This is a genomic window from Sphingobacterium arenae (assembly GCF_014692505.1).
Lineage (GTDB): Bacteria > Bacteroidota > Bacteroidia > Sphingobacteriales > Sphingobacteriaceae > Sphingobacterium > Sphingobacterium arenae.
Genome location: NZ_JACNYK010000005.1, coordinates 17333 through 29333 on the forward strand (window position 1 = coordinate 17333; position 12001 = coordinate 29333).

A 12001-nucleotide genomic window follows, 5' to 3' on the forward strand; every position below is an offset into this window, starting at 1 on the left:
TGAAATAGGCTTTGCAAAATTGTAAAGCCTGTTTTAATTTTCGGAAAATCTGACTTTAAAAGCAAAAACATGGGAAAAGACTGACAATCCACTCCTCCCTTTTTTAGGAGAATAATGTGTAACTTTGTGACATGATTGAACTACCTGTAATTTCGGCGGCTGAAACACAACGTAAACCAGATTGGTTGCGTGTGAAGTTACCTGTGGGTAAAGAATACCGTCATGTACGAAGCCTTGTAGATGAACACCGATTGCACACCATATGTGAGAGTGGTAATTGCCCAAATATGGGAGAATGTTGGGGTGCGGGTACAGCTACCTTCATGATATTAGGTAATATTTGTACACGTTCTTGTTCGTTCTGTGCGGTGGCAACCGGCCGTCCTCTGGTGGTAGATACAGACGAGCCGAATCGCGTTGCAAACTCCGTAAAGCTGATGCAGGTAAAACATTGTGTAATTACATCGGTGGATCGTGATGATTTAAAAGATGGAGGTTCGACAATATGGGCAGAAACGGTTAATGCCATTCGTAGGGAAAGTCCTGAAACTACCTTGGAGACGTTGATTCCGGATTTTAAGGGACAATGGGATAATCTTGATCGTGTTTTAGCCGTACGTCCGGAGGTTGTTTCCCATAATTTGGAAACCGTACGGAGATTAACACGTGAAGTACGTATCCAGGCAAAATATGATCGTTCGTTGGAATGTCTACGCCGTATATCCGAAGCAGGTTTGCGTACAAAGTCTGGGATCATGTTAGGTTTTGGAGAAACAGAGGAAGATGTTATCGAAGCGATGCAAGATTTGTACAACGTAGGGGTACATATTCTTACATTGGGTCAATATCTACAACCCACAAAAGCGCATCATCCAGTAGTAGAATGGATTACACCCGCCCAATTTGAAAAATATAAACAGGTAGGCTTGGATATGGGCTTTAAATATGTCGAGTCAGGGCCTTTAGTGCGTTCTTCCTATCATGCTGAAAAGCATTTATTTGACATGCAGTAGTCTTCGTGGTGATTATTGTCTTAAAAAAACGGTTTCTCCCGCAATGACTGTACGAAGCGTTTTTATATCACGTAACTGATTGTCGGGAGCCGTCATGATGTCTTCGTCTAATATAACAAAATCCGCATCTTTTCCACGTTCAATACTACCGCGTTTTTTTTCTTGAAAACAGGAAAAGGCTGCCCATATAGTCATCCCCCGAAGCGCTTGTTCTCTTGTTATGGCGTTTTCCATTTGAAAGCCACCTGCTGGAAGTCCGTTTTTGTCGACCCGGGCTACAGCGGCGTGAAAGCCAAATAGTGGGTTGAAATGCTCTACAGGAAAATCACTACCTAACGCCAGTTTACCATATTGTTCCAGCAATGAATTATAGGCATAAGCGCTTTTTACGCGGTCAGTTCCTAGACGGCTTTCTGCCCAATACATGTCGGAAGTCGCGTGTGTGGGTTGAATAGATGGGATAATATGAAATTGGGCAAATTTCGAAAAATCTGCAGGAGAGACGACTTGGGCATGCTCTATTCTCCATCGTCTTTTTTTTCCATCCTTTATGTATTTACCATACGTGTTAAGTACGAGTCTATTTGCAGAATCTCCGATAGCGTGTATGCTGATTTGGAAAGACGTTCTAGCGATTTTTCTAACAATGTCATCCAACTCTTTCTGACTTTGCAAAAGAAATCCTTGTGAAAGAGAATCATCGCTATATGGTTCTAGCAGACACGCACCACGTGAACCCAATGCACCATCAGCCATTAGCTTCACAGAACGAATGGTTAAACGTTCGGACTCATAAATACCCTCGCGGGTATACCGTTCAATATCGCGGGCGCTTCCTGCGATCATCGCGTAGTTTCTTATTTTCAAAGAATCTTGTTGGTAGAATTTTTTAAGGTGTTCTAACTCTTCCATGGAAAGTCCCGCTTCCACGATAGAAGTAAGCCCGACAGAAAACAACGAGTCTTGTGCTTTGCGTAGCCCCCATAATAAATGGTGTTCATCCAATACTGGGATGTGACGGGAAACTAGCTCCATGGCATTATCTATTAATATGCCTGTAAAATTGCCCAAGCTGTCCACAGCCATGAGTCCTCCAGGAACGGGTCGGGTAGTATCCAATTGCGCGATATGCAATGCTTGGCTATTCACCAGTGCAGTATGATAGTCGACACGTGAAAGAAAAACAGGTGTTTCTGGAAAATACCGATCTAGACTGTCTTTTGTAGGAAAGCTTTTGTCTTCCCATAGATTCTGATCCCATCCACTTCCAATAATCCATCTTTTATCTGGGTTTTGTTGCTGGTAGGCGATGAGTTTTTTGATGACTTCGTCATAAGATTTTGTGCCGTTAAGATTGACCTGTTCCAACATATCTGCCAACATTAAAAAATGTGCGTGGGCATCGTAAAAGCCAGGATATATCGCTTTGCCTTCCGCATCAATAACTTTCTTGGCCAGATATTTACTTTGAATTTCTTCCGAAGTACCCATATCTACAAATATTCCTCCTTTTACCGCAAATGCTTCTTTTTTAGAAAATAGAGAATCTACTGTATACACTTTTGCGTTATAAACAATAAGATCAACTTCTTTATTAGTCGTACATTGAACTGTAAAGAAAGCTAACGAAAGCAATATGATGACATGAAACAGTTTCATTGGGGCGATTTTCGGGTTTATTTATGTTGGGAAAGAAAAAGCCCTCCGATAGAATATAGGAGAGCCTTTTCATTCAAAAATCAAAATGTAATGACTAGCAATACTCGTCGAAAGCTGCTATTAGATTGTCTGCAATCATCTGGGCAGGTCGACCTTCGATCATGTGCCTTTCGATCATGTGTACCAATTTACCGTCTTTGAACAATGCCATAGCAGGCGAAGAAGGGGGGTATGGAAGCATATACTCCCGTGCTTTATCTACAGCATCTTTTTCCATTCCAGCAAAAACAGTGACTAATTTGCTCGGTTTCTTACCGTTTTCTACAGCGTAGCGAGCGGCAGGACGTGCATTTGCTGCGGCGCACCCACAGACGGAGTTAACGACTACAAATACGGTTCCTTCTGCCGGAATGGCCGTATCTACTTCTTCCCTTGTTTTTAATTCTTGAAATCCCGCGTCTACCAACTCTTGGCGCATCGGAGCTACTAAATATTCCGGATACATTCTCTCTTATGTAAAAGTTATCAAAGATGAGCTCATTAAGAGCTCGGTTAAAAAATACAGAGCAAAAGATAAAAATATAATCTTTTGCGGTTTAACAAAGATAGTGGATTCTCCATCGCCAATCAAGATCTTATCCTCAAGATAATGTCAGATTTAAGATAATAATATGCCGATGTTTTTGATTTGAGTTGGGTATCAGTTATTTTTGTATTTCCTTAAAAATTAGAATAATATGTCAACAACTGAAACAGTGTATGTTCCTTACAAAGTAAAAGATATTTCTTTGGCGGAGTGGGGAAGAAAAGAAATAGAATTGGCGGAAGCAGAAATGCCGGGATTAATGAGCTTGCGTCGAGAGTACGGGGCTTCTAAGCCATTAAAAGGTGCTCGAATTGCCGGTTGTTTGCACATGACGATACAGACAGCTGTGTTAATAGAGACTTTAGTAGAATTAGGTGCGGACGTGAGTTGGTCGTCATGCAATATCTTTTCTACGCAGGATCATGCTGCCGCTGCTATTGCTGCTGCGGGCATCCCAGTATATGCATGGAAAGGATTGACAGAAGACGAATTTAATTGGTGTATAGAACAAACGTTATTCTTCGGAGAAGAGCGTAGACCATTGAATATGATCTTAGACGATGGTGGAGATTTGACGAATATGGTATTCGATAAATTCCCCGAACTTATCGACGAAATCAAAGGGCTATCTGAAGAGACAACTACTGGCGTTCACCGACTTTATGAGCGATATAAAAAAGGTACGTTACATTTACCTGCTATTAATGTAAACGACTCTGTGACAAAATCTAAGTTTGATAATAAATACGGCTGTCGTGAATCATTGGTGGATGCTATCCGTCGCGCGACTGACCTTATGTTGGCCGGGAAAGTTGCGGTTGTAGCGGGCTATGGAGACGTGGGGAAAGGATCAGCGGAATCGTTGCGTTCAGCAGGAGTGCGTGTTATCGTGACGGAAATTGATCCGATTTGTGCATTACAAGCAGCAATGGAAGGTTATGAAGTGAAGAAAATGGCGGATGCGGTGAAAGAAGCTAATATTGTTGTGACAACAACTGGTAATAAAGACATCATCCGTTCCGAACATTTCAAAGCGATGAAAGACAAAATAGTTGTTTGTAATATCGGACACTTTGATAATGAAATTGATGTCGCTTGGTTAAATGATAACTATGGCAATACAAAAGTAGAGATAAAGCCACAAGTGGACAAGTATACAGTGGATGGAAAAGATATTATCTTGCTGGCGGAAGGTCGTTTGGTGAATTTGGGATGTGCAACCGGCCATCCGTCTTTCGTGATGTCAAATTCATTTACCAACCAGACATTAGCACAAATTGAGCTGTGGACGAATACCGGTCAGTACGAAAATAAAGTATATACGCTTCCGAAACATTTGGATGAAAAAGTAGCGCGCTTGCACTTGGCACATATCGGCGTGGAGCTTGATACATTAACAGAAGAACAAGCCGATTATATAGGCGTGACGGTGGAAGGGCCGTATAAACCTGAAGCATACCGCTATTAATAAAGGGGCTGAAATAAAAACCTGTCGAACATCCGACAGGTTTTTTTATTTCTCGACAGCATCTATACCGTTTTTTAACCGTTCATCACCGATTCCCGAAATAATTCTATACGAAGCATCCAATGCTTCCAATTCTTTTTTCCAAACATGCATAAAATGTTTCCGTTGACTTGGGAAATCCCGTAACGGGTCATCTTCCCATGGCAGATCGATATCCATGAGTAAATAAAAATCGTATTTTCTAGATTTGATTTCGTCGGTTACCTCTTTGGGGGTATCTCCAAAAAGGTGGTCACACCAAATTTTTACGGTCAGTATCGTGGTGTCGCAGACCAACACATTATTTTGGGCTAACGGAATCAATGTTTCTTCCAACGCGACCTGCCCATAGAATATATTTACTTCGTCCTGTAGCGTATATTGTCTATTGAGGTTCTTGCAATAATACCGAGCGTACTCTGGCACACATATGGTATTAAGTGTTTGTGCAAGATGCTGCGCCATTGTTGATTTTCCGGTAGATTCTGGACCGACAATTGCAATTTTCTTAATATCAACCAAAGTATAATCGTTTTTACAATTATACTAAAACCTACCGAAACAATACCATTCGATTATAAAAATCGATTATTGTACCATTTTATTGGCACAATTTGTACTGGCGAATGACTCTGGTTTGGCACGGAATTGAAACCCCATGCCCATGATATATCCCATTGCTTCTTTTAACGCGATATTGGACTCGAAACTGGGGTTGGTATTAATGTCTGCGTGCACTTCAAGATCGATATGATATTGGTCAAGAAGAGGGCATAATTGGTAAGCGATATCGATAGATTTCTGGACTTCGGTAAGCATCCGCTCTTTAATGCTTAATCGACGGACGATTTTGTCGCGGTTAATGAACATAAACCCACCTTTGTGTTCTCGCAGGAAAACGATGACTGTGGCAAATTCAACTATTCCTCGCTTCACTTGCGAATCTGTACCTATGTATACCTTTAGTTTATTTCCGAGGTAGGTTTCTCTTTGGATGATGTCTTCAACAGCATCGTTGATGCACGTGCGGATTTTCTCCCCGTTGTATTTTTGCCAAACCATAGTTGATGATATTTTTGAATAAATCTAATGTTATGTTGTTCATTGTGCGTTAATTGCGTTTTACTTTTTTGTTATCAATTTTATTCTTTATTTCCATAGGCTAAATCGCCTGCGTCACCTAGTCCCGGAACAATGTAGGATTTGGACGTTAGTTCGTTATCCACATCACCTATCCAAAGACGTGCTTCCGGAAGAAAAGCACGTACATGTTGAATTCCCTCTTCTGAGGCGATGGCAACCGCAATATGGAGTTCTTTGATGCTGTACTCAGCGAGTAAGTCTTTACAACAAAGCACCAAACTTTGCCCCGTAGCAAGCATAGGATCTGCCATAATTAGGATCCTATCATCGAGATTGGGCGTGTTAACATATTTTTTGTGTACCTCCATTTCGCCACTTTTTTTAGTATGTCGATAGGCAGCAAAAAATGCACTATCAGCATGATCAAACACATTTAGCATGCCTTGATGAAGAGGTAAGCCGGCCCTTATAATGGTAGCCAATACGGGTTGTTCTTGCAAAACTTGGTGGGATGCCGTTCCCAACGGTGTTTGTACAGCTATCGGTTCAAAATCCAACGTCTTGCTTATTTCATAGGCAATGATTTCTCCTAAACGCTCTAGGTTTCTTCTAAAGCGCATTCTGTCTTGCTGTATACTGATATCCCGCAATTCCGCTAGATAGTGGTTAGCAATGCTATTTTCTTTGGTTAAGATTGTTACCATAGCGCTATATTTGATAGCAGCAATTTAGTAAATTAAGTCCCTTTTTCCTAACTTTATACTCCATAAATGGAAGATCTTTAATGAAATTCAAATTAACATCGGAATATAGTCCTACAGGAGACCAGCCAGAAGCCATCAAGGAATTAGTCTTAGGGCTAATGCAACACGATCAATATCAGACCTTACTGGGAGTGACGGGCTCAGGGAAGACCTTTACGGTTGCTAACGTTATACAGGAGACACAGCGCCCTACACTTATTTTAAGTCATAATAAAACGTTGGCGGCGCAACTTTATGGAGAGTTTAAGCAGTTTTTTCCGGAAAATTCGGTTAACTATTTTGTGTCGTATTATGATTACTATCAACCGGAAGCTTTTATTGCCTCTTCGAATACTTATATTGAGAAAGACTTAGCGATTAATGAGGAAATCGAAAAATTACGGCTAGCAACGACTTCCGCACTGATGTCTGGGCGTCGAGATATCATTGTCGTATCTTCAGTGTCATGTATATATGGTATGGGAAACCCGGATGATTTTTCGCGTTCTATATTTCGTTTTTCGGTAGGAGTTACCATTAGTAGAAACGCATTTCTACATCGATTGGTGGAAATACTTTATGCTCGGACGACAAGCGATTTTAAACGTGGAACTTTTCGAGTGAAGGGAGATATCGTTGATGTTTATCCAGCTTACCTAGATCATGCTTTCCGAATATCGTTTTTTGGTGACGAAATTGACGAGCTAAGTGAAATTGATCCCGTTTCGGGGCAAACTATTTCTCGAATGGAAGATATCGCCTTGTTTCCGGCAAACCTATTTGTAACTCCGAAAGAGAAATTTACGCAGTCTATCTGGGCTATACAAGAAGAGCTCGAACAACGTAAGACACAATTAGAGGAAGATGGAAAATTACTGGAGGCCAAGCGATTGGAAGAGCGCGTGAATTATGATCTTGAGATGATGCGGGAATTAGGATACTGTTCGGGGATTGAAAACTATTCCCGTTTTTTTGACGGACGTCAAGCCGGCATGCGACCATTCTGTTTGTTAGATTATTTTCCCGACGATTATCTTTTGGTTATCGATGAAAGCCATGTTACCTTGCCTCAATTACGGGCGATGTATGGGGGAGACCGTTCGCGTAAAATTTCGTTGGTCGAGCATGGGTTTCGATTACCTGCGGCGCTTGATAATCGTCCGCTTAACTTTCCAGAGTTTGAGTCAATGACGAATCAAACGATTTATGTTTCAGCAACTCCAGGTGATTACGAATTACAACAGACGGAGGGTGTGGTCGTAGAACAAGTCATTCGCCCTACCGGTTTGTTAGATCCAATTATTGAAGTGCATCCCGCCATTAATCAGGTCGACGATTTTTTGGAAGAGGTGGATAAGGCTATCAAGGAGGGGGGACGTGTGTTAGCGACCACGTTGACAAAGCGCATGGCAGAGGAATTGACGAAGTATATGAGCCGGCTAAATATTAAAGTACGTTATATCCACTCGGAAATAAAAACGCTAGAACGTGTAGAAATATTGCGTGGCTTACGACTAGGGGAATTTGACGTATTGGTGGGAGTGAATCTTCTGCGTGAAGGACTGGATTTGCCAGAGGTCACCTTAGTAGCGATTTTAGATGCGGATAAGGAAGGATTTCTACGGTCGGAACGGTCATTGATCCAAACGATCGGCCGTGCAGCCCGTAACGATAAGGGGCGCGTTATCATGTACGCCGATCAAATGACAGAGAGCATGCGCGTAACTATTGAAGAAACGAATAGACGAAGGGAAAAGCAAATTGCTTATAACGAGGAACACGGGATAGTGCCGCGGACAGTGGGTAAGACTAGAGAGGAAATTTTGGAACAAACGTCGGTAGCGGACTTTAAACCAGGTGAGGCTAAAGCGTATGTAGAGCCAGACCCAGCAACACTCCTAGCGGCAGACCCCGTAATGGAATATTTAGGGGTTAAAGAGATGAAAAAAGCGATTGACAACGTACGGAAAAAAATGGAAAAAGCGGCAAAAGATCTCGATTTTCTGGAAGCAGCAAAGCTACGGGACGAAATGTTCGCTATGGAGAAACTTTATGAAAAACGTTTTGGAAAAGAATAATGTAAAAAGCCTGTTTTATTTCTTTTCTTCATATAGAATGTCTTCTTCATGAATTAGCGACCAACAATGATCTTTTTCAATTAATTGATAATCTTTGTTAGCGTATAAATGGGGAGCGAGGCTGTCCAATAATACGCTTTCATCTTCTTCTTTTATGAAAAGTTCGGCCTTTTGCTTAATGGAATCTATCAAAACAAAAGCAGCGGTTTCAAAATTGGTAGACGTGTCTGTGATGTTCATCGTAATGGTACCTTCCCAAGGACGGACACATTCCTCTTTCAATTTTGACCAAGTGTAACCAGCCGAGACTAAACAGCCGTGTTTATCTTTCGATCCACCGATCGGGGGGAGGGAGGAGGAATTGTCTTTAGACGTGTCTTTCTGCCCCGCAGGCTGGCAAGAAAAAAGCAAAAATGAAATTAATGTTATCGCGACGTACTTCATTATATCTGTTTTAAAAATAGATGTTCATAAACCATACCAAAGTCTGTTTTAAATAAATGGATATTTACTACATTTACATTTCATTAAACAAGTTATTTTGTTTTTCAAATTGCTAAAATAGATGAAGAAGCCTGTATTGGTTATAAAATTTGGATCCGCTGCGATTACAACTAAAGAGGGAGATGTAGATGAGCGCATTGTATTGGAGATTGCGAGGCAAACCGCCCAGTTGCAGTCGAAATATAACATCGTTTTGGTGTCATCTGGAGCTGTCGCAGCAGGGAAAAAATACCTAAAAAATTACGATGGCAGTTTATCCGCCAGAAAGGCCGCGGCTGCTATAGGAAATCCGTTACTCGTTCGCACATATAGTACCTACTTTAAACCGTTTAATATTGCGTTAGCACAAAGTTTATGTGAACGGCAACATTTTGCAAATAGGGCACAGTTTCTTCAGTTAAAAGATACATATCGGGAACTTTGGAAGAATAACATTATTCCTATCGCCAACGAAAACGATGTGGTGAGTAATAAAGAACTCAAATTCTCAGATAATGATGAATTGGCAACCTTAATAGCTGTGGGGTTTGGTGCAGAACAATTGTTGTTTAGCACATCTGTCCCCGGAGTGTTAGATAGCAAAGGAAAGGTTATATCACAAATATCGATGATTGATAAAGACGTGTTTTCCGTGGTGAAGAAAGAGAAATCAGCAGTTGGTTTAGGAGGGATGACATCTAAACTCAATTTCGCTCGGCTAGCGAATCAAATGGGGATACAGACCGTTATTTTTAGTATGCAAACCACCGATGGAATCTTAAAAGCGATAACAGGAGAGACAGGAACCGTTTGTTTACCCCAGAAAAAAAAAGTATCTTCGAGAAACAAATGGCTCGCGACTGGCAGTCTTATCAAAGCCTTGGTGTATGTGGATGAAGGTGCAGCGAACGCCATTCAAAGACGTAAAAGCCTGTTGGCTGTCGGTGTAGTAACCATAAATCAAGCCCTGGAAACGGGCGAGGTTTTCCAAATAGCCAATGAAAGCGGAGAAGTATTCGCCGTGGCAAAATCAAAAATTGATGTCACGGACGTAGAATCGATCCGTAAAAAAAAGAACGTTGCAATAGCACACGCTGATGATATTGTGTTATTGTGACTCGTATTTGTTTATAATATAAAAAAGGAAAGGGATTTTTAGATGATGAAGGAAAGTATACAGGAAGAATTAAAGGCAGCTCATGAAGCTACCTCGGCAGTCAAACGGTTGACCGATAACGCCAAACAAGAATTGTTAAGAGATATTGCCAGTGCACTTGAACAACGGGTAGATGACATTATTCGGGAAAACAAGAAGGATTTAGAGCGTATGGATAGTGAAGACCCTCGGTATGATAGATTGCTGTTGGATGAAGATAGGATACTAGCGTTGTCAACTAGTCTAATCGATGTTGCAGGCCTACCTGATCCAACTGGGACGTTGATTTCGCGTAAAGAATTAGAAAATGGCTTACTAGTCGAGAAGAAAACTGTTCCTCTCGGCGTGGTTGGTGTTATTTACGAATCTAGGCCTAACGTTACGGTAGATGTGGCGGCATTATGTATACGGTCTGGGAATGTTTGTGTATTACGTGGAGGGTCGGATGCTTGGTATACAAATAGCATCTTGGTAGAGATTATTCAGGAAGTGTTGCAACATCATCAATTAAACGTACATATCGTACAGCTATTGCCAACGGATAGGGCGTTTGTGAGCGAACTTCTTTCAGCCACACAATATGTGGATATCATTATCCCAAGAGGCTCACAGGCGCTTATCGATTTAGTGCGTGAACAGGCAAAAGTTCCCATTATTGAAACGGGAGCAGGGGTATGTCATACCTATGTAGAACAGACAGGCGACTTGGATAAGGCTGCAAAAATTATAGCGAATGCTAAAATACAGCGACCATCAGTATGTAATGCGTTGGATACAGTTTTGGTTGACCGGAAAGTGGCGAAAGATCTCCTAGCTAAGGTTGTACCTTATTTTCAAGAAAGTAGTGTGAAAATTTATGCAGATGAAGCCGCTTTTTCTATTTTAAAAGCACTCGGTTATCCGTTGTTGGAATTAGCACAGGAAGAAGACTTTGGACGAGAGTTCCTGTCGTTGCAGTGTTCGATTAAGGTTGTTGAGGGTTTTGAGGAAGCCTTAACGCACATCGCGGAACATTCTTCTAAACACTCGGAATGCATTGTTTCAACAAATGCTGATCGCATCGATACCTATATGGATATGGTGGATGCCGCTGCCGTTTACACAAATGCCTCTACGCGCTTTACGGATGGTGGCGCTTTCGGGCTGGGAGCTGAGATAGGTATTTCTACCCAAAAACTTCATGCCAGAGGGCCTTTCGCCTTAGAGAAATTGGTGACAGAGAAATGGTATATTACCGGTGATGGACAAACAAGGTAATGGCAATTAGATACGAGAAGGATACGATTCTGAATTGGATCAATGAGATGGGTAAGTTTTTACGATTGCTTGTCAACAAATATGAGGCTTTTGATGAACCTGCTGAGCCGGCGGTTGTAGAGGAAGGCTATCGTAACTTTTTTGGAAAAGATAGAGACTGGTTATTAGGGCTTCCCCAGAATGAACTTTTGACTTATGTGGAGCAGGAGTTGCAGACGGAGCAAATTCGTCCATTAGCGCTACTTTTCTTGCGCGATGCTTTGTTGTCTCCTGCGGATGAAACACAACAGCAACTCCTACGAAATTCGAAATTTCTCTTGGAGCATGTGTCGCAGAAGTTGGGGAGTTTCTCCTTTGAAGATTACGGAAATCTGACACTTATTGAGCAAAGATTGCAGAAATGAGATGGCATCGGTTTTGAAAACTTAAATAATCT

At 41.5% G+C, this 12001-nt stretch carries 12 protein-coding genes; 6 read left to right on the forward strand and 6 right to left on the reverse strand.

Annotated elements, in window-relative coordinates; all coding sequences use genetic code 11:
• Window positions 1–131 precede the first annotated feature (131 nt).
• Window positions 132–1013 carry a lipoyl synthase gene (lipA, locus tag H8B17_RS15840; RefSeq protein ID WP_190310213.1) on the forward strand — a complete coding sequence of 294 codons (882 nt, stop codon included), beginning with the start codon at window positions 132–134 and terminating at the stop codon, window positions 1011–1013.
• 12 nt (window positions 1014–1025) lie between these two features.
• Here the strand turns inward: lipA and H8B17_RS15845 are convergent, their stop codons facing one another.
• Entirely contained in the window at window positions 1026–2672 is a 1647-nt protein-coding gene (locus tag H8B17_RS15845) for an amidohydrolase (RefSeq protein ID WP_190310214.1), read from the reverse strand.
• A gap of 94 nt (window positions 2673–2766) precedes the next feature.
• Window positions 2767–3177, reverse strand: a complete 411-nt coding sequence (locus H8B17_RS15850; protein WP_190310215.1) for a BrxA/BrxB family bacilliredoxin — start codon at window positions 3175–3177, stop codon at window positions 2767–2769.
• A gap of 232 nt (window positions 3178–3409) precedes the next feature.
• On the opposite strand from H8B17_RS15850, the gene ahcY reads away from it, so the two are divergent.
• Window positions 3410–4726, forward strand: a complete 1317-nt coding sequence (gene ahcY, locus H8B17_RS15855; RefSeq protein WP_190310216.1) for an adenosylhomocysteinase — start codon at window positions 3410–3412, stop codon at window positions 4724–4726.
• 45 nt (window positions 4727–4771) lie between these two features.
• Here ahcY and H8B17_RS15860 read toward each other — a convergent pair whose 3' ends face one another.
• The 3 genes from H8B17_RS15860 to upp form a co-directional block, all read right to left on the reverse strand.
• The gene (locus H8B17_RS15860) at window positions 4772–5287 is read right to left on the reverse strand and encodes an AAA family ATPase (protein WP_223816629.1); all 516 of its coding nucleotides are present in this window, start codon (window positions 5285–5287) and stop codon (window positions 4772–4774) included.
• A 66-nt stretch (window positions 5288–5353) separates the two neighbouring features.
• Complete coding sequence (locus tag H8B17_RS15865) at window positions 5354–5827, reverse strand: ribonuclease H-like YkuK family protein (RefSeq protein ID WP_190310217.1); 474 nt, start codon at window positions 5825–5827, stop codon at window positions 5354–5356.
• Window positions 5828–5907: 80 nt separating this feature from the next.
• The gene (upp, locus tag H8B17_RS15870) at window positions 5908–6552 is read right to left on the reverse strand and encodes a uracil phosphoribosyltransferase (protein WP_190310218.1); all 645 of its coding nucleotides are present in this window, start codon (window positions 6550–6552) and stop codon (window positions 5908–5910) included.
• Between the two features lie 80 nt (window positions 6553–6632).
• Here upp and uvrB point away from each other — a divergent pair, with 80 nt between their 5' ends.
• Window positions 6633–8669 carry an excinuclease ABC subunit UvrB gene (gene uvrB / locus H8B17_RS15875; RefSeq protein WP_190310219.1) on the forward strand — a complete coding sequence of 679 codons (2037 nt, stop codon included), beginning with the start codon at window positions 6633–6635 and terminating at the stop codon, window positions 8667–8669.
• 15 nt (window positions 8670–8684) lie between these two features.
• Here uvrB and H8B17_RS15880 read toward each other — a convergent pair whose 3' ends face one another.
• Window positions 8685–9113: a hypothetical protein gene (locus H8B17_RS15880; protein WP_190310220.1), complete on the reverse strand. Its 429-nt coding sequence runs from the start codon at window positions 9111–9113 to the stop codon at window positions 8685–8687.
• A 121-nt stretch (window positions 9114–9234) separates the two neighbouring features.
• On the opposite strand from H8B17_RS15880, the gene proB reads away from it, so the two are divergent.
• Genes proB through H8B17_RS15895 form a run of 3 tightly spaced genes read left to right on the forward strand, consistent with a single transcriptional unit; the run spans window position 9235 to window position 11969 of the window.
• Window positions 9235–10269 (forward strand): glutamate 5-kinase, encoded by a 1035-nt coding sequence (proB, locus tag H8B17_RS15885; RefSeq protein WP_190310221.1) that lies wholly within the window; start codon window positions 9235–9237, stop codon window positions 10267–10269.
• Window positions 10270–10311: 42 nt separating this feature from the next.
• Window positions 10312–11565, forward strand: a complete 1254-nt coding sequence (locus tag H8B17_RS15890) for a glutamate-5-semialdehyde dehydrogenase (protein ID WP_223816630.1) — start codon at window positions 10312–10314, stop codon at window positions 11563–11565.
• The gene (locus H8B17_RS15895) at window positions 11565–11969 is read left to right on the forward strand and encodes a hypothetical protein (protein ID WP_190310222.1); all 405 of its coding nucleotides are present in this window, start codon (window positions 11565–11567) and stop codon (window positions 11967–11969) included. The genes H8B17_RS15890 and H8B17_RS15895 overlap by 1 nt, the downstream gene beginning before the upstream one ends.
• Window positions 11970–12001 lie beyond the last annotated feature (32 nt).